The following is an 18,598-nucleotide window of genomic DNA, read 5'->3' on the forward strand; positions in this document are numbered from 1 at the left end:
AGCAAACTTGTCATCCCAATTACACCATTCATTGGAGTACGAATTTCATGACTCATCATTGCTAGAAATTCACTCTTGGCACGGTTTGCTACTTCTGCGGCTTCTCTAGCTTGTTCTAAAGCTTGATTTTGAGCTTCTAACTGTTGTTTGTGAGTAACTTCTGACTCTAATATTTTCGCCTGAGCTAAGGTTAACCCTACCTGAGATGCCACATCTTCTAATAAATCTATTTCATCCTTAGTCCACTGACGCATATAATCACATTGATGCAAATTAATAATACCATTTGGCTGTCCTTGATAAGAAGTACGAACTGCCAACATTGACCTAACATTTAGCCTCCGATACATCGGTGCAGATGATTTTAATAAAGGGTCTGAAAATATATCTGGAGAAGCGATCGCTTTGTCTTTTGATAATAACTTTTCTGTATAAGAATTGTAAGTAACTGCAATATCTAAATCTAAAGTTGATTCGTAACCAGTTTCCAAATATTCAGCAACACAAGGGAGGTGAGGATAAGGTTCGCAAAGATAATTATGAATTGAACAACGGTTAACTCCAAATACTCGCCCAATTTGAGTAGCAGTAGTCTGAAAAATTTCTTGAGTATCTAACCTAGAGCGAATTTCTTGAGTAATTTGTTTGAGCAATAAAATGTGCTGATATTTTTTCTGTAAACCTTCTATAGCATCTTGTCGCAACAATTCGCCACCGATATAAGTCGCCATTAACTTTAAAACTTCTATATCTGTTGAGGTCCATTCATTTTTTGCTAAACGACTGGTAAAACTGAGAGTGCCATAAATTCTTCCTGAAACAAAAATTTTAGTGCCAAGATAAGATTCTACACGACGCACGGTATATGCTGGATGATGTCGCCACTGAGAATCTTTAGCAGATGCGATCGCTAGAGGTTCATTAGAGCGCAATACTTCCCTGTCAAATGTTTGTTCGAGTGCAAAAGCATCTCCTTTCGCTATTCCAAATAGAAAATCTTCTGGTAAGTGAGCTGCAATAACCTCATAACGTTCTCCTAAAACTTTTCCTAATAGTCCTATATCCATGCCAAACCGACGACATCCCATCTCTAATAATGCAACTATTTTGCTTTCAAAAGAGTTATCTGCGTTAGTAGTGACTTCATATAGTTCTCTAATTGCCTTTTCATTAGCTTGCAAATTTTCTTGGGTTGCTATCCTCCCAGAAATATCACTGATGGTACTTACCATACCAGTAATATTGCCTTTGCGATCGCTTACCAATGTACTCTTCATTTCTACTGAACAATAATTACCATTTTTGGTTAACCACTGCAGTTGATAGCAACCTGCAACTAAATTTTTATTACTACCAACTAACTCTATATTTTCATTTTCTTGGGTATTCTCTGCTGAAGAATTTAATTTTTTCTATCTTTTGGGTGAATGAACTCTAAATAATTTCGACCTAAGCTATTTTCACAAGTAAATCCTGTAAATTTTTTCCAGGTGTCATTTAAGAATATTAAATTACCTGTAGCATCAGTTTTCAAAACTATCTCTTGAATATTATTAATTATTTCGGTGTCCTGCTGTACTTGATATTTTAGTTTTATTTCTGTTTCTTTAGACTGAGTAATATCTATAAAACTTCCCACCATTCTTACTGGTGTTCCCGATTGCCATAATGCTTTTCCTCTATCTAGGACCCATATAAAACTATTATCTTTGCGTTTAATGCGATATTCTATTCGGTAGGATGGAAATTTTTTTGTTAAATGTTCTTGAACGGCTGCACTAACCTTGTCGATATCTTTTGGATGAATTCTATTTAACCATTCATCAATTTTCTGGGAAATTTCATCATCTCTGTAGCCCAACATTTTCTTCCATTGAGATGAGTAAAATATTTCATTTGTTTTGATATTCCAATCCCAAATACCATCTTGATTTCCTTCAGCTACTATAACTTTACTTTCTTCTGTTTTGAGGTTATTTTTTTCTAAATTTTCCCGTTCTATAGCAGATTGTTTGAATTTTTCATCGATTTTTTGCAGTTGAATAGATGTTTTTCTATATAATTATGAAAGCGAATTAATGATTGATATAATGATTTAGGTAAAAGTATTTGTTGAATTATTTTTGTAGTAGTAATAATATTAGTTGTCTTGCCTGTGGGAGTTTGTACAATTAAAGGCAGCAGATAATAATTTTTTTTCATTAAACCTAAAGCTACTTCTAGACTTGCCTGAGAACGTACTAGCACTGGTAAAGTATTACAAACTGTCTCAGCTTTAGTTTGATTAAAATCTATTTTTAACGCTTGTAGTTGTACTATATCTCTACTACTAATTGTCCCTAATATTTTAGTCAATTTCTGATTTTGATATGGATTTTCTTTGGTTTCAGTAATCAGAATATGACTAATATTATGGGTAAACATCAGTTGGGTAATTTGCCGAATTGAGAAAGAAGATGGAGCTTTTATAATTTGAGATTCAGGGATTTGTTCTAATTGATTAATTTGGATTAAGTTAGCTGGTAAAGTTAAGCATGAGTCACAGGTTCTTTTTGTTACATTATTGTTAGCTTCTAACTCTTGTTTTCGGGATGCTACCTTAGTACCATTTTTATTAATAGATGCCTCCCCTTGCCTATTGGCTATTAAGTTTAGACTCTTGTTATTTATCTGAGGCCGATCGAAAATTAAACTACGGGCACTCACTAGGCCAATAAGCTCTTCTGACTCATCAACGATTGGTAAATGACTGATTTGATGTTTTTCTAATATTGCTAAAAGAGCAAAGATATCTGGAATTTCCGATAGTTGAGCTGTTATTATAGATCTAATCATAATTTGAGCAATCGGAAAGCCACTGAGGGAAGCACTGATAGAGACTAACTGTACTAAATCTCGCTCAGTAAATATACCGATGATTGGCCCTAAAGATTGTAGCTTTGTATCTTGAAATTTGGAGCCATTACTTCCATTTTGAGATTCTGTAGTGCGATCGCTTTGTGGAGATGTTTTTACAACATTAGAAGGAGAGGATGATTCTACAATTAACACACAACTTGCACCTGTAAGACTCATAGAAGTAATTACATCTTCTACAGGAGTTTCTGGTGTGGCGGTAAAGGGATGATAATTAATGGCCTGAGTGGTGGGGGGAATAAACATATTAGATGACTCTGATGATGTTTGAGCAAAAATATAACAATGTAGAATGTTCTACCGAATAATCCAAGTTTAAAGGTTGACTTTTGTTTGACTGATATAACTTTTCTGTCATACCTACCTCTATTTCCGTTTATTTCCAAAATAATTTTTAACTAATGCTAATTTCTACATTTTGCAGTTAGTTATTTATTATCAAAATAATTGGGTCGCGCAACCCCGCCTTTTAAGGCGAAATATTTTTGGAGCGAAGCTCAAATCGTTACAAAAATAACTTCTAACTTCTGACTTCTGACTTCTGACTTCGTTAAAGTCAGGGACTTTGAAGCTCTATTAACAACTTGCAAACTTCCAAAGTAATACTTCAGAGATTAATCATAGAGGTTTAAAGCCTAGTTTCTCTAGGATAATTTTTGTAAAACTCAAAACCCAATAAATTACAATACAGAAATGATCAATTTATCTAAATTTTTGCACCAGTGAGTTTTGACTTATTTCTGTAAAATATCTACCGTACACCCTGTAATCAACTTCTCTTTTGGACAAATTATCAACTATAGTACTTATAAGTAAGCTTGGACTTTATAGCTTAAATTAATTATGCTGAAGATTAATGTTGATAAAATATGCAGAAGTTTAAAACTTTTATATTTATTTAATTTTATCATTTAATTTGTATTTTGTCAATCTATAATTCTTAAAGCATTACCGAAAAATTGTGGTTGAAAGCCTCCTCTTTTAAGAGGATAAAAGCGGTCGTTTGCTTTTGCTTTTGCTTTTGCTTCGCAAAGCTGGCGCAACGCAAAGCTGGCGCAACGCAAAGCTGACGCGAAACGCGTATCTCGGAACGGAGTTCTATCTTCGCAGCTTCCCGTAGGGTGGGATGGCGAGGAAACCTGCGCCATATCCATGAGACCAAGAGAAGAAAAATTTTCATGATTAGTCAATCCTCTTCTTTATAAAGGAGAGGTAATTCTAAATTCTAAATTCTAAATTCTAAATTCTTGAAAGTTCTAAGGAACTTGAAAACAAAGTAAATAGACAAATAATTGTAATTAGTTGAAACTGTAGGAGCGAATATACTGTGACCTTTGAAGAGTTGATTCAGAAAGGAGGCCCTGCGATGTGGCCTCTGTTAGTTTTATCAATTCTGTCCCTTAGTACCATAATAGACCGCCTATGGTTCTGGACAAATCTATTAATCAAGGAAAAACAAACTGTTAGCCGAGTATTAGAAGCCGCCCGTCGTGACTGGAGTATCGCGACAGAAATGGCTAGACGCACTCTCAAACAACCTATTGGTCGCTTTCTCTATGCTCCTCTGCGATTACAAAACCCCGAACCAGAAGTGTTTAAATTGGCACTAGAGGCTTCTGCCGATGATGAATTGGCCTCAATGCGTAAGGGAGATAAATTGCTGGAAGGGGTAATTGCTTTGGCCCCTATGTTGGGCTTACTAGGTACTGTTTTGGGTCTTATTGGCTCCCTTGGTTCTATTCGCCTTGGGGACTTGGGCACTTCTTCAACTGCGGGGGTAACAGTTGGTATTGGTGAAGCTTTAATTAGTACTGCTGCTGGTTTGGTAGTAGCTATTGTTAGTTTAGTATTTTATCGATTATTTCAAAGTTTATTATTTAATCAAATGAAGGTGTTTAGGAAATCTGGTAATGAATTAGAATTACTCTACCGACAATATTGGCAACAGACATCTTTAAATAATTTAAATAAATATAATTCACCAGATAATAATACTTATTTTCCCCCTACATGGACCCAGAATTCTCAGAGTATTCCAGATTCTTTAGAACGGAATACAAAACCAACAGATTCTCCAACAGAAAATGATATTGATACAACTGTAGATGAGCCAGATAATAATTAATAATTAATAATTAATAATTAATAATTAATATAGCAATTCTCATAACTGAAGTGACCACATTCTCGCCCCTACTACTGACCATAGCATTTCTCAGTAAGTGTGAGGTACATTCCTGGATATCCCCCCTAACCCCCGTTTAACAAAAAGCGCAGCATCCTCTGGCTTCCCCTTCCCAAGGGGACGGGAGGGGGATTAAGGGGGAAACCGGAATTCCCCCTTTTTAAGGGGGATTTAGGGGGATCGTTGATGTACCTCACGCTTTGATTTTTAAAGGTGATAACTGAAGTGACTTTTTTCCAAACAAAAAAACAATGAAACTTAATCAAGAATCTGCTGCTGAAGAAGTTAGAATTGAATTAATACCTCTAATTGACGTAATATTCTGCATTCTAACTTTCTTCCTTTTAGCCGCTTTACAATTAACTCGTCAACAGGCAATTAATGTTGACTTACCAAAAGCTAGTACGGGTAAACCTCAATCACAAGATATGTTACTTGTAAGTGTGAATGAGGTGGGAAAAACTTTTATTGAACAACAAGCTGTGAATGCAGTTGAACTCGAAAAGTTTGTGCGGAGATATCATCAAGTTAATCCTCGTGGAGTCGTTGTATTATATGCTCCTAAAGAAGCAAGATATAATGATGTTGTGCAAGTTCTAGATTTATTGCGAGAAGTAGGAGGCGATCGCGTAGCTCTCGCAACTTTACCAGGCGCACCTCAAACAGGTCCTGGTGCTAATACCAATACTGATAATACTGAAGAGTCAGTTACTCCCTCTGAGTCTGAGTCCAAACAACAACCCACTCCAGCGAGGACAGTCAACCCCAATCAATTTCAGTTACCTACTGCTCCTGAGTCATCTACAGATTGAGTATTTTCATTTGATACAAATCTCTGTTTCCTGTTGCCTAAAAACACTTTTTTTAATATTACTTCAGTCGAATTAGTATAAGTATTAATGGTAATTGCGACTACTATATTAGAAAACTCTACTGATATTTAGCTCATGTAGGTTGGGTCTGGTTATATTTTATTTTTCAACCCAACCTAATAGCTATAGTATAAACAAGAAGAAAGAAGAAAAAATTTTGCGTTGTCTGAGTTTTAAGATTTTGATAGTTCAAATACAGTAGTGGCAAATGTAAAAATGATACTGAAAAATGGTAAAAAAGTAAATTGGTTAGTTGAAAAAAATATTATCGATCGCGAAGAGCAATTTTTAGCAGAATTAAGTAGGCAAGGATATATTTACAAAGAAACAACATATCTTAATTTCCGATCAGAAGAAGCAAATAAATATTTTCCCAATGATGAATGTGTTATTTTCAAAGGTACTCTTAACCTGGGTCGAGATGTCTTAAGAAGTGCTTGGACTCCAGGAGCATATATGAATGAAAAAAATCTTCGCTGTTCAACTTATTATGCTTACTTTGGAGATTATTTACTTAATAATAAATACTTTATTCTGCCTTTAGCAGAGTTAATTAGAAGACAAACAGAAATTCTAGAATACTTTAAATCTAACGGTGAAATTTTTATCCGACCCAATAGCAATATGAAGTCATTTCGTGCTGGAGTATTTAACCTAAAAATTTTAAATACAATGATGACTTTAGGGCAAGAATTAAGAACAGATGAAACAACTTTAGTGCTAGTTGCTGCTAAACGTTTAATTACAAAAGAATGGAGGTTTTTGTTTACAAAAATAAGATTATTACTGGTTCACTTTATCTAGTGGGAGAGGAAAGAATCGACGAAAGAGTCAATAGCATCTACTTAGAAAACTATTTGAGTGAAGTACTTAATCAAGTTAATTGGTATCCAGAATTGCTTTATACCGTAGATATTTGTGAATCAGAAGGAGAACTTTACATACTAGAATTTGGTTCTTTTAGTTGTGCTGGAGAGTATGATTGTGACTTAAGTCTAATAGTAGAAGCTGGCGCAAAAGCTGCTTGGGAAGATTATCATTATGCCTACGATATTTAGATCAAACAAACTTTAAAATTGGGAAATATCAATATTAAAAAAATGGTAAATCAGATGTGATTTGTGAGTCATTCTTAATCTCAAGTTTGGATAATTAATTATATAGTAGTCAAAGCAAAGAGTGCGGATATATCAAAAGCTTAAAACTCAGGAAACGCAAGATTTTTCCTTCTTCCTTCTTCCTTCTTCCTTCTTCCTTCTTCCTTCTTCCTTCTTCCTTCTGCTGTAACTTCCCATTCCTAATTTTTCAGATATTCTAAAATACTATTTGCCACATATTCAGCTAACTTCACAGGTACAGCATTACCAATCATTTGTTCTAAATTTGTTTTACAACCTTCCCAAATAAAACCTTCAGGAAATGTCTGTAAATAACTTCTTTCTATAGTTGTTAATGGTCGAATTTCTGAAGATAATTTGGCTGAGTCTCCAGGATGATTTTGATAAGTTTGAGGAATTGGTCGATTCACTCCTCTGACCGTAGCACTAGGTTCATCAATACTAAATATTGCTCTTCTTTTATAACTTCTTGGATGACGGTAATAATGTTGAATTTCTAATTTATCTCCAAAATAATCTTTAACTGTCATCGGTTTTGTTGCCAAAGAAGTTTCTAAATATGGTTCAATTTCTTTGTCTTTACCTCCATAAACTCCAATCAAAAAAAATCTCTTTCTCTTTTGAGGTACCCCACATAAACTTGCATCAATAATTTTTTCACTAATGCCATATCCAGCAGCTTGAAAAATGTCTTTAGTAATTCGATATTTTCTATAATTAATAAATTGACTAACATTTTCCATAACAACAATTTGAGGCAAAATATTAGCCACTATTTGAGCAAAAGAAATAGTTAAATTGCCTCTACCTAAATCTTCATTCCGTTTACCTGCACTGGAAAAATCTTGACAAGGAGGACCGCCAATAATTAAGTCTGGTTTAACTTGAATAAAAGTTTGATAATTAAAATCAGTTTTGCTCAAATCATATTCATAAATTGGGTGATTAAAATTTTGTCGGTATACCTTAATTGCCGGTTCCCAGTTATCAAAAGCAGCAACTATATTAAAGCCTGCATTTTGAAAGCCTAACGACATACCACCACATCCAGAGAAAAGGTCAATTACGTTAATTTTGTGCATCTATTTAAAAATAGCAGTCATTTCAGTTATCAGTTATCAGTTATCAGTTATCAGCTTTCAATATTTTATATGATGGTCATTTCAGTTATCAGTTATCAGTTAGCCTCCTCCGGAGGAGCTACGCTAACAGTACCTCTGCAATAAGGAGGGTTGAAATAAGGAATATGTTCTTTTTTTATCCCCTTAAAAAGGGAGGCGCATACCCACAATTTTTCGATAATATCATGTCCGGTAGCATCGTTTGTGTATAGAATTAAATCACAACAGCAAGAAAACCTTCTGCCTTCCTTCCACCAAAGAATAAGTATTCAAGCGGACATGATATAATATTAGGAAAGCTCAGGATTTTTCTCATCATGGCGATCCGAAAACTTTGATACTTTATGATCATAATTTGAATAAATTTCAGGGAGAAATGAGCGATTTATTGGGAGCTGTGATTAAATGATTAAATTAGAATTAATAAGGAGGTAATGTTATGACTATTATTATTGATAATTTAGAGCCAGAAATCCTGGAAAAATTACAGAATCAAGCTTTAAATAACGGTAGGACTTTAACAGAGGAGATTCAAGTTATTTTAACGAAAGAATTAGCAAGTAAAACAATTAAAACTCCTGAAGAATTAGGATGGAGTAGAGGTTTCTTTGAAAGAACGGCTGGTTCTTGTGCAGATGACCCTATTTTCAATAATTAATAATTAATAATTAATAATTAACAATTACCTCGAAAAGAAGAGGATTGAAGCTTAAGGAAAATTTTTTCTTCTCTTGGTCGATTGGATATGGCGAGGAGACTTCGCCATTCCTCGACCGCTTTTTTCTCCTTTAAAGGAGAGGCTTTAAACCTTAATTATTCGGTAATTGTTAGGTATTTAAATCGGCGTTCTACATTTGGGCTTAAAAATTGTGTAAGTCCCATTAAATAAGGAGCAAAATTGTCAAAGACACGATTCATTTCTTTCTGTAATGAATCAATTTCACGACATGGAGAAAAACGTACAATAGCCATAGTTGCTGCCTCCTAAATAAATGTTTTATGTATTAATTAATTGATTGTTTTTCTAATTGTAGGGGCGAATGGCATTCGCCCTTAAGTTCGGTTAATAACAGAGATACAATCGCATTTTCCGTACCTCAGTTTTCCTGATATTTCGCACCTCTATGGAGATAATATTAACCAATATTTACCTTCACAACCTTATTCTTTTCAGCTTCCGCTTTAGGCAAATGTAGATGCAAAATACCATCTTTATATTCAGCCTTTACTTGGTCATTTTTCACCCGCGCTGGTAGAGAAATTATTCGTTGAAAAGCACCATAACGAAATTCAGAACGAGTCATACTTTTTTTCTTCAGTTTTAACTTCCTGACGACGCTCTCCTTTAATTGCTACAGCTTCCGCAGTTACTTGTACATCTACATCTTTAGCCTCTAAACCAGGAAGTTCCAATTTTAACTCAATTGCTTCATGGTTTTCTTCCATTTCCGCTGCTGGTTTAAATGCTATGCCTTTTTCTTCACCGTTTAAATAAGGAGCAAAATTGTCAAAGACACGATTCATTTCTTTTTGCAAAGAATCAATTTCACGCCATGGGGAAAAACGTACAATAGCCATAGTTGTTGCCTCCTAAATAAATGTTTTATGTATTAATTGAATTGGTTCTTGTTTCTAATTGTAGGGGCGAATGGCATTCGCCCTTAAGTTCGGTTAATAACAGAGATGCGCTCGCATTTTCCGTACCTCAGTTTTTTAATCACCAAAACTCACCTTCAAAACCCAGTTGAAGTTATTTTCATTCAACTTGTTTTTAATGTAATCTAAGTAGAAAAATAATTGAATTCGGTTCCTTCCTACTGTTCGATCGCAATTACCGTACTAGAGTTTTTTTGAGAGGTAAGTATCCAAAGTTTCCCAATTTTCTCCACCGAAACTTTACTTTAATCTTAGTTGAAATAAATTGATTTTTATTCAACTTATCTTGATTGTAATCAACGTCAAAAAAATGTTGAATTCGGTTTATCCATCCAACGCGATCGCAATTGCCGTACATTTGAGAAACTGTTTGTAACAGGACTTACGCAAATTAACTTTTAAACCACCATCTGTAGGGGGAAATAGTATTCTTTATCTCTATATCTAGAGTCTCTGCGTAAGTTCTATGTTAAAAAAAGCTAAAGAGGAGCATCAGAATATATTTTCTCTGCTATCTTTTTTTCCAATAAACTATATAGACTGTCCAAGAGTGCAACAAATGGCCAGATTTCGTTTAACCAATGTTAGCGATCGGTTTCCGTATCTAAATAATAATAATAGGTTTCAAAATAACAGAAGAAATGACAATATTACAGCCGGAGATGGTAATGATACCGTAGATGGGGGAAGAGGAAACGATAAAATTGACGGTGGTAATGGCGATGATTTCCTTTGGAGTCTTTTTGGCAATAACCGCATCTCAGGTGGTAATGGTAGTGACGGTATTTTTAGTGGTGCAGGGAAAGACAACCTCTCTGGTGATGCTGGAAACGACTTCCTAGAAGCAGGTGATGGTAATGATACTCTTAATGGCGGTAATGGTATCGACGAACTCTATGGTGGTGCAGGTAATGATAATATCAGAGGAGGAAGAAGCAATGATTTACTAGATGGTGGTCTTGGTAGGGATACCATGAGGGGAGAACAGGGTGACGACACCTACTATGTTGACCGTAGAAATGACAGGGTAATAGAAAGGAGTGGTCAAGGGGACGATTTAGTTGTAGCTTATGTAGATTCCTAGACACTACCAAATAATGTAGAAAACTTGCTACTGGAGCAAAACTCTTCCACAGATACCTACACTATAGAAGGATTTGGTAATGGAAGGAGTAATATTATTCAGGGTAACTTTGCAGCAAATGTAATCAAAGGTGCTGGTGGAGATGACACAATTGAAGGTTCAGCAGGTAACGATATTTTGACTGGTGGTAGGGGCGAAGATAGTTTTCTGTACCGTAATAACCTTGATCTTGGCTTTTCTTTCAGCTTTGAGGACTTTCGCTCTTCTTTATTTGGCTATGATCTTGGAGTTGATATAATTACCGACTTTAACAGGAATGAAGACAAAATACTTTTGGATAGAGACCTATTTCAGATTTTTGATCTAGGTACTGACTTTGAAAGTGTCAATAGTATACGCGCTGCTGAGGAAAGTAACTCCCTATTGGTCTATAATAGAAGAAATGGTATCCTTTACTATAACGACAACAGAAGCTCCCCAGGTTTTAGTTTTAGTGAGAATCCCAATAGTGGTGCATTTCTTGTCTTACAAGGTGCTCCTAGAATTACCGAGGATAACCTTGAATTAGTTAACGCTAACCCAACCCTTAGTAATAATTTTCCCGATCTCCGTTCTGAAATTCCCGATGACTTTATTTTCTAATTATTTTCCCGATATTCGTCTTCTGAGATAACAAAAATCTCGGCAAACAATTTCAAATTAATTTAGTACAGTAGAGACATTCAAGCGAACATCTCTATTTATTTTATTTTTTGTTAATCATACAGCAATTTTCATTTGAGTAAAGCATAGTAGTGGACCGACACAGCTAAAATGGTGCAATAGATTTTTGTTTCTAGGTGTCTTTATCTCCCAATCTCCCCATCTCCCCATCCCCCCATCCCCCCATCCCCCCATCTCCCCATCTCCCCATCTAATGCACCATTTAAGTTGTGTCAGTCTAGTAGGGAAGTTCCATGGAACCTCCCTACAAAATTTTGATTGTGACGCGAACTGATTAATCTCAAAAGCAAATCTCAAATCATCAATTCTTTCCTCCTATTCCCTACTCCCTAATTTAGAGCTTGCTGAATAAATTTTAAAGCATTGACAGATAAAGCTTTTAGCCTTTCTGGGTCTTGAAAAAGTACAAGGTTTTCGTCTTCCGGTAGCTCAAAAAGTTAGCATTTTGGACTGAGGGGGCAAAAAAATCAAGGGATAATTCTTGCTACTGCCTCCTCTAAATTCCCCATTTCTCCTGTCTCCTGTCTCCTGTCTCCTGTCTTCTACCTCAACAAAAAGACTTTTTCAGCAAACCCTAATTATTTAATTAAACCGGGAATTTTGACAGAACACATAGGTATCAAACATCGCTCCCACTAAACTACAAGTAATAGCAATTACCAAACACCCTTGCCAAGGATGGCCATTACCAAACATGGCCAAGAAATGCCAAATTTGGGTAACACCAGATTGACCAATTGTCCGTAAACTGGGAAAATGACTAATTAAGGCAAAACTTGTCCAGCTAGCCCCAATTAACAAAATAGGAGTTACAAAGCTAAAAATACTCGTAAGTAACAAAGAACGTAGAAGATTAAGCAAAATATTCATATATGTAAAAATAAGCATAGTTACCAATGCTACCTCAGTAGCAACTCAGCCTATATGGCTTACCTTCTAAGATAGGGAGCGATCGCTCAAAATCAATCAATCTGTCAAAAAACTTCAACCTTGGTTAAAAAATCTTGTTGAAGATTGGTAAATTTCTCTCATTCATTTTGTTTAGCGCTCTAATTTATTAATTTCTATTGAGTAAGATTTCTTTTAAGTTAAATTTCGGGGTGTGGGGACAACGGATGTTGGCTGCAGCATATTTAGCAGGCCAAGTCTTTTTCCATGTCCTCAAGGGCAAAATTCATCGTCGTAACACCGTTGAGCAAATGGCGATAGTCGGTCCAGAATCCTTACTTATTGTCTTACTGACAGCTAGTTTTGTAGGTATGGTATTTACCATTCAGGTTGCCAGGGAACTTGTTTCCTTCGGTACAGCTAATATGGTTGGGGGTATGTTGGCTATAACTTTAACGAGGGAATTAGGCCCTGTATTGACAGCAGTTGTTGTCGCGGGGCGAGTAGGTTCGGCATTTGCAGCGGAAATTGGCACGATGAAAGTGACAGAACAAATTGATGCTCTATATATGCTGAAAACCGATCCGATAGATTATTTAGTAATTCCCAGAGTTATTGCTTGTGCTGTAATGATGCCAATCTTAACTTTGTTATGTTTGATAGCTGCCATATTGGGTGGACTTATGGTGGCAATTAATATGTACGATATTCCCCAGAGTATATATATTAGTTCTGTCCATACTTTTCTAACACTTTGGGATTTGTGCAGTGGATTAATTAAATCAATGGTATTTGGTGTTTTAGTTGCTGTAATTGGTACAAGTTGGGGTTTAACTACTACTGGTGGGGCTAAAGGAGTAGGCCAATCTACAACCACAGCAGTTGTGACAGCCTTAATATCTATTTTTATCTTTAATTTCTTTCTCTCTTGGGCAATGTTTCAAGGCATTGGCGGAGCGATGAAGCAAAGTTTTTAATATTAGGGAGTAGGGGATTCAAGAATTTAGAATTTAGAATTTAGAATTTAGAATTTAGAATTTAGAATTACCTCTTCTTATAAGTTCAGAGGATTGGAGCAAAGGATTTTTTTTCTTCTCTTGGTCGATTTGATATGGTTAGATAACCCATCCATCCCTCGATCGCTTTTTTCTCCATGAATGGAGAGGCTTTATACCTAAATTTTTTGGTAAAAGATAAGAGTGTATGTTGTAGGGAAAAATGGTCATTTGCCCTTACCCATTGTATGACAATCGAAGGAATTATATTACTCCGATTTATCGGGAACCGTAGCTAACGAATTTGAGATTAGTACCTTTTAGAATAAATAATTGTATTGAACAAATAAAATAAAACTATGACAAAAAAATAAGGTAAATAGCCTCTCCTTTCAAGGGGATGAAAAAAAATAAAGTTCAATATTTCAACCCTCTGACTTTAACTAGAGGTAATGATAACTGATAACTAATAACTGATAACTGAAATGACTACTATTTCTACATCCGAAACAAAACAAACTACCGAACTTGCCCCTAGTTATAAAATTCCTCTAGTACTAATAATTAGTGGATTGCCTTTGGCCTTTTGGCAACCGTGGGTAAGTCTAGCGATCGCTCTATTTGGTCTATTTCTATTATTTCAAACAGCAACTATCCGTCTCAAATTTACTGATATATCTCTAGAAGTATATCGTTCAGAAAAACTAATACGAAACTTTCCTTATCAAGATTGGCTAAACTGGGAAATATTCTGGTTTCCTGTGCCAATTTTGTTCTATTTTAGGGAAGTTAAAAGCATTCACTTTCTACCAATTATTTTTGACCCTAAAACACTGAAAATTTGCCTAGAAAAACACTTACCCTCAAATCAGGATTCAATAGAAGCTTAGTAAATTTCTCTTATACCAAGCGTGAAAAAAAATGCTATATTTAAGTGCTAGGGACTAGCCCAAAAATAGACTACCAGCTAATCTATAGAGTAGAGATTGCTACTCTGCGAGAAAGCTTCGCCTACGGCTAACTTAATTATTCCCCATTGAGGTTAAGTCTAATACCACCGCCTCGCAATGAAGGCCACGAGCTTTTTTATGCACTAATAATTGGTACTTTATTAAGTTGCAAATCCCCTACTTAATAATTGAGTAATTAACACAGACTGAATAACTTTTTGATAATTATTAGCTAGTTATTGTTAATTATTCTGATTTTTACTTATCTCTCTCAGACGTTGTATGAAACTTCCCTACCCACTCCTCTACTACCCCGCAATGCGAAAATTTAGCAAATAAATATTTATCAAATTGGCATATTCAACAATGAATAATGAATCGTTCCCTTTGAGTCAATATCTACAAAATATTGAAGTAGAAAATGAAAACTATTCAGTTTAAAATCCTGAATGAAAATAGCATAAAGTCTTGATAATTTTTTTCCATTATGTACCCAGACGAAACACAATCAGAAGAACAAAAAGACCAATCAACAACAACTTCAAATAACATAAATGAAATAGTTCCTTCACCTTGGGATTTAGATGAAGATGAAGAGGTTGAGGCTCAAGTTATTCCTACATATAAACAAAGTGCCAAACCTTACAAGTCCACCACGACTCAACCAATAGATGCAGAGTATGTTCCATTTGTAGAAGAAAATTCTACAGATACTCCTAATATCAAGGAAGAATCTACAACTCCCCCAGTTGCAGAAATAGACGCAGAGTATGTTCCATTAGTTGAAGAAAATTCTACAGATATTCCTAATATCAAAGAAGAACCTACAACTCTCCCATTAGTTGAAGAAAATTCTACAGATATTTCTAATATCAAAGAAGAACCTACAACTCTCCCATTAGTTGAAGAAAATTCTACAGATACTCCTAATATCAAAGAAGAACCTACAACTCCCCCAGTTGAAGAAATTGAAATAGAATTAACCCCACCAGTTAATGACCTTCAACAGCAAGAAGAAAATTTGAAGGAAGAAATAGCTACTCTACAACAAACCAAGGCCAAATTACAGCAAGAAGTAATGGCCCAAACTGAGGCTATAGGGCGTTTGCTACCTGAAGCTTTGAATCAGTTAGAGTCCCGTAGACAAATATTGCAAGTAGAAGTCGAAAAACTAGAACGTCGCAAAGAACGTATTCAGAAAGAGATGCGAACTACTTTTGCAGGTGCTTCTCAGGATTTGGCAATTAGAATTCAGGGATTTAAAGATTATTTAGTAGGAAGTTTACAAGATTTAGCTCTTGCTGCCGAACAGTTAGAATTAACCCCACAGATACAGGAACCTCCAACGCCTTCTGTTATGGAAGATTCCCCCCGGTCTGTCAGAAATGCTGAAAATCCTCAATTTGCCGAAATGGGATTTGAGGAGCAAGCTAGACAAATTCGTCAAATTCTTGATGAATATCGGAAGATGCCAGATTATTATGGCCCACCCTGGAAATTACGACGTACATTTGAACCTATTCATGCAGAAAGAGTTTCTAACTGGTTTTTCACTCAGGGTGGTCGTGGTGCCTTGCGAACTATGGGTAGTCGCTTACAAAATATTTTGGTTGCTTCGGCAATTGTTTCTGTATTAAGAGATTTGTATGATATGCGAGTACGCACTCTGATACTTGCTAACTCCCCAGAACGTTTAGGAGAATGGCGCCGGGGTTTACAAGATTGTCTAGGCATTGACCGCCGTGATTTTAGTCCAGATAGAGGTATAGCTCTGTTTGAAGATCCAGAGGCACTGGCCCAAAAAGCAGACAGATTAGTGAAACAGGGAAAATTACCGATCATTATAATTGATGATACGGAAGATAGAATTAGTCTATCAATGTTACAGTTTCCTCTATGGTTAGCCTTTGCTCCTGAACCTGGAACTCAAAACTCAATGGATAGATTTTGAAATTGAAGAATTTAGAATTTAGAATTTAGAATTTAGAATTACCTCTCCTTAAATCAAAAAATCAAAAATTAATAGCTAGATTGATAACAATATAGCAGTCAAAGGAAAGGGTCTGGACATATCAAAAGCTTAAAACTCAGACAATGCAAAATTTTTCCTTCTTTCTTTTTCTCTCCTAGATAACTAAAACCTCCTTCCTTCTTCCCTCTTCCTTATTCCTTCTTCCTTCTGCTATATCTCCAAGAAGTACAAATATTTCTGAATTGGAGCCAGCAAAAAGCTAATTCAGAGGGATTGTGGATATAGGAGCAATTCAAGCTATGCTAAATTTGTTCCTCCTATTGATGCTTTTTAAAAGGAATAATTTAATGATTAGCTGGTTAATTTTAAACGGAGTAATATTAATTATTGCCTATTTATTGGGTGCTACTCCTAGTGGTTATTGGATAGGTTCCTGGTTCTACGGAATCGATATTCGCGAACAAGGTTCGGGTTCTACAGGTGCGACTAATGTATTAAGAACTATCGGCAAATGGCCTGCTTTGGCTGTGTTAATTATTGATATTTTAAAAGGGGTATTAGCGATCGCTCTAGTGCGTTATATTTACTCTCTTTTATTTGTGCAAAACTTAACTATTGCTGCTGGAATACCTGATGTTTATATAGCAAAAGAATGGATGGTAATCTTAGCAGGACTAATTGCTATATTCGGCCATACTAAGTCTATTTGGATTGGTTTTAAAGGAGGCAAATCAGTTGCTTCTAGTCTGGGTATTTTGTTAGCAATGTCTTGGGTTGTCGGTTTAGGAACACTTTCTGTATTTGTTGTATTTTTAGCTATTAGTCGTATTGTTTCTCTGAGTTCTATTATTGCTGCTATTTCTGTTTCTGGGTTAATGTTTTTCACAGGTCAGCCAATACCTTATGAAATATTTGCTATTACTGGTGGTATGTATGTAATTTGGCGTCACCGCAGCAATATTGAACGACTTTTAGCTGGTAAGGAACCAAGAATTGGGCAAAAGTTATCAACAGAATCTTAGTTGAAGATTGCGGGATGATTTTAATATTTTTGTGGAAGTGGAATGGGCATTTTGCCCGTTCCTTATATTTTTACCGAAAAATTGGGTTTAAAGCCTCCCCCTTTTAGGGGGACTTTATGTTATACTTAAAAAAGCGGAAAGGTATTCAACCGCTCTAAAAACCTATAGCTACCTAACTTGTAGCGTTTGCACCTTGAAAACTAGAGTTATGGAGTTTTGTACAGTAATGCTTGTACATGGAAAAGCCCTAAGCAACAAGTATCAGAGAACCAAAGTTTTTTTAAGGTTTGAACTGTACCGTAGGGCATAGGTCAACAGGCTCTTGGAATAGAGCAAACGCTTGGGGAGAGAACCACCTCTGAGTTAGATGCCGCAAGGTGTTTAATTTAAGTGGACTCGTTGTTGGCGTAGCCTTGCGTCAGCAAACCAAGAATCCTGGTTTCAGGAGAATCTCCGCGCCTTTAGGCCGGAGAGTATGTCAACGCAGGCAGAATACACACTCCACTTATATTCATCCCACCCCTCAGCAATGCCGGATTTGATATTAGGAGGAAAGAGAATTTAGAAAGATTTGGCAATAGTTGAAGATGGAATATTTTTGTATACCGAATTAACCGGACTTGATTAAAACCTTCTTCCTTCTTCCCTCTTCCTTCTTCCTTCTGAATTAACCGGACTTGATTAAAACCTTCTTCCTTCTTCCCTCTTCCTTCTTCCTTCTGAATTAACCGGACTTGATTAAAACCTTCTTCCTTCTTCCCTCTTCCTTCTTCCTTCTGATTAATTGTTGAAATTCTAGTACAGAATAGCGGAAATAACTGACCAGTTAAAAAATCCTAAAACAACTACAAATCAATATTTTTGACTGTCTTGAGTCTGTCTTACATTCTGAAACCTCAAATTACACACTCACTTTTTAACTTTTGACTTTAACTTCCGCGTAGCGTGTTCTTCCCTCTTCCTTCTTTACTTCTGAATTAATTGTTGAAATTCTAGTACAGAATAGCGGAAATAACTGACCAGTTAAAAAATCCTAAAACAACTACAAATCAATATTTTTGACTGTCTTGAGTCTGTCTTACATTCTGAGGAAACC

General features: G+C 35.7%; 19 protein-coding genes and 1 pseudogene. 11 read left to right on the plus strand and 9 right to left on the minus strand.

Annotated features, from left to right (window positions below; all coding sequences use genetic code 11):
- The 4 genes from SAGCYANO_RS42825 to SAGCYANO_RS42840 form a co-directional block, all read right to left on the minus strand.
- On the minus strand, window positions 1-1,277 hold a 1,277-nt coding region (locus SAGCYANO_RS42825), incomplete at its 3' end, for a GAF domain-containing protein (protein WP_202225571.1).
- A 125-nt stretch (window positions 1,278-1,402) separates the two neighbouring features.
- Window positions 1,403-2,044 (minus strand): PAS domain-containing protein, encoded by a 642-nt coding sequence (locus SAGCYANO_RS42830; protein WP_307786325.1) that lies wholly within the window; start codon window positions 2,042-2,044, stop codon window positions 1,403-1,405.
- The gene (locus SAGCYANO_RS42835; RefSeq protein WP_202225573.1) at window positions 1,999-3,162 is read right to left on the minus strand and encodes a CBS domain-containing protein; all 1,164 of its coding nucleotides are present in this window, start codon (window positions 3,160-3,162) and stop codon (window positions 1,999-2,001) included. The genes SAGCYANO_RS42830 and SAGCYANO_RS42835 overlap by 46 nt, the downstream gene beginning before the upstream one ends.
- A 680-nt stretch (window positions 3,163-3,842) precedes the next feature.
- Window positions 3,843-4,106, minus strand: coding sequence for a hypothetical protein (locus SAGCYANO_RS42840; protein WP_202225574.1), 264 nt, complete (start codon window positions 4,104-4,106; stop codon window positions 3,843-3,845).
- 176 nt (window positions 4,107-4,282) lie between these two features.
- Between SAGCYANO_RS42840 and SAGCYANO_RS42845 the strand changes: the two genes are divergently transcribed.
- The 4 genes from SAGCYANO_RS42845 (at window position 4,283) to SAGCYANO_RS42860 (ending at window position 7,031) form a co-directional block, all read left to right on the plus strand.
- Entirely contained in the window at window positions 4,283-5,041 is a 759-nt protein-coding gene (locus tag SAGCYANO_RS42845) for a MotA/TolQ/ExbB proton channel family protein (protein WP_375340106.1), read from the plus strand.
- Between the two features lie 311 nt (window positions 5,042-5,352).
- Window positions 5,353-5,913 (plus strand): biopolymer transporter ExbD, encoded by a 561-nt coding sequence (locus tag SAGCYANO_RS42850; protein ID WP_202225576.1) that lies wholly within the window; start codon window positions 5,353-5,355, stop codon window positions 5,911-5,913.
- A gap of 261 nt (window positions 5,914-6,174) precedes the next feature.
- Entirely contained in the window at window positions 6,175-6,777 is a 603-nt protein-coding gene (locus SAGCYANO_RS42855) for a hypothetical protein (RefSeq protein WP_202225577.1), read from the plus strand.
- Window positions 6,777-7,031: a hypothetical protein gene (locus SAGCYANO_RS42860; protein WP_202225578.1), complete on the plus strand. Its 255-nt coding sequence runs from the start codon at window positions 6,777-6,779 to the stop codon at window positions 7,029-7,031. Before SAGCYANO_RS42855 ends, SAGCYANO_RS42860 begins: the two co-directional genes overlap by 1 nt.
- Window positions 7,032-7,270: 239 nt before the next feature.
- Here SAGCYANO_RS42860 and SAGCYANO_RS42865 read toward each other — a convergent pair whose 3' ends face one another.
- Window positions 7,271-8,173: a DNA cytosine methyltransferase gene (locus SAGCYANO_RS42865; RefSeq protein ID WP_237397255.1), complete on the minus strand. Its 903-nt coding sequence runs from the start codon at window positions 8,171-8,173 to the stop codon at window positions 7,271-7,273.
- Between the two features lie 478 nt (window positions 8,174-8,651).
- On the opposite strand from SAGCYANO_RS42865, the gene SAGCYANO_RS42870 reads away from it, so the two are divergent.
- On the plus strand, window positions 8,652-8,870 hold the full coding sequence (locus SAGCYANO_RS42870; RefSeq protein WP_202225579.1) for a hypothetical protein: 219 nt from the start codon (window positions 8,652-8,654) through the stop codon (window positions 8,868-8,870).
- Window positions 8,871-9,025: 155 nt separating this feature from the next.
- Here SAGCYANO_RS42870 and SAGCYANO_RS42875 read toward each other — a convergent pair whose 3' ends face one another.
- Window positions 9,026-9,184 (minus strand): hypothetical protein, encoded by a 159-nt coding sequence (locus SAGCYANO_RS42875; RefSeq protein ID WP_202225580.1) that lies wholly within the window; start codon window positions 9,182-9,184, stop codon window positions 9,026-9,028.
- A gap of 164 nt (window positions 9,185-9,348) precedes the next feature.
- Window positions 9,349-9,790: pseudogene (locus tag SAGCYANO_RS42880) on the minus strand (Hsp20/alpha crystallin family protein).
- A gap of 637 nt (window positions 9,791-10,427) precedes the next feature.
- Between SAGCYANO_RS42880 and SAGCYANO_RS48880 the strand changes: the two are divergent.
- Together SAGCYANO_RS48880 and SAGCYANO_RS42890 are read left to right on the plus strand one after the other, a co-directional pair.
- Window positions 10,428-10,952, plus strand: a complete 525-nt coding sequence (locus tag SAGCYANO_RS48880; RefSeq protein ID WP_305081064.1) for a calcium-binding protein — start codon at window positions 10,428-10,430, stop codon at window positions 10,950-10,952.
- A gap of 24 nt (window positions 10,953-10,976) precedes the next feature.
- The gene (locus tag SAGCYANO_RS42890; RefSeq protein ID WP_202225582.1) at window positions 10,977-11,594 is read left to right on the plus strand and encodes a hypothetical protein; all 618 of its coding nucleotides are present in this window, start codon (window positions 10,977-10,979) and stop codon (window positions 11,592-11,594) included.
- Window positions 11,595-11,711: 117 nt separating this feature from the next.
- On the opposite strand, the gene SAGCYANO_RS42895 is transcribed toward SAGCYANO_RS42890, so the two are convergent.
- Both SAGCYANO_RS42895 and SAGCYANO_RS42900 read right to left on the minus strand, forming a co-directional pair.
- Entirely contained in the window at window positions 11,712-11,849 is a 138-nt protein-coding gene (locus tag SAGCYANO_RS42895; protein ID WP_202225583.1) for a hypothetical protein, read from the minus strand.
- Window positions 11,850-12,257: 408 nt separating this feature from the next.
- Window positions 12,258-12,563, minus strand: coding sequence for a hypothetical protein (locus SAGCYANO_RS42900; protein ID WP_307786324.1), 306 nt, complete (start codon window positions 12,561-12,563; stop codon window positions 12,258-12,260).
- A 179-nt stretch (window positions 12,564-12,742) separates the two neighbouring features.
- Here SAGCYANO_RS42900 and SAGCYANO_RS42905 point away from each other — a divergent pair, with 179 nt between their 5' ends.
- The 4 genes from SAGCYANO_RS42905 to plsY all read left to right on the plus strand — a co-directional run bounded on the left by SAGCYANO_RS42905 (window position 12,743) and on the right by plsY (window position 17,502).
- Entirely contained in the window at window positions 12,743-13,540 is a 798-nt protein-coding gene (locus tag SAGCYANO_RS42905) for an MlaE family lipid ABC transporter permease subunit (protein WP_202225584.1), read from the plus strand.
- Window positions 13,541-14,043: 503 nt separating this feature from the next.
- Window positions 14,044-14,448, plus strand: a complete 405-nt coding sequence (locus tag SAGCYANO_RS42910) for a DUF3119 family protein (RefSeq protein ID WP_202225585.1) — start codon at window positions 14,044-14,046, stop codon at window positions 14,446-14,448.
- 991 nt (window positions 14,449-15,439) lie between these two features.
- Complete coding sequence (locus SAGCYANO_RS42915; RefSeq protein WP_375340107.1) at window positions 15,440-16,459, plus strand: DUF3086 domain-containing protein; 1,020 nt, start codon at window positions 15,440-15,442, stop codon at window positions 16,457-16,459.
- A 368-nt stretch (window positions 16,460-16,827) separates the two neighbouring features.
- A complete protein-coding gene (plsY, locus tag SAGCYANO_RS42920; protein WP_202225587.1) occupies window positions 16,828-17,502 on the plus strand; it encodes a glycerol-3-phosphate 1-O-acyltransferase PlsY in 675 nt (224 codons plus the stop codon).
- Window positions 17,503-18,598 lie beyond the last annotated feature (1,096 nt).

The sequence above is a fragment of the Okeania sp. KiyG1 genome, assembly GCF_014132355.1.
Classification (GTDB): Bacteria; Cyanobacteriota; Cyanobacteriia; order Cyanobacteriales; family Microcoleaceae; genus Okeania.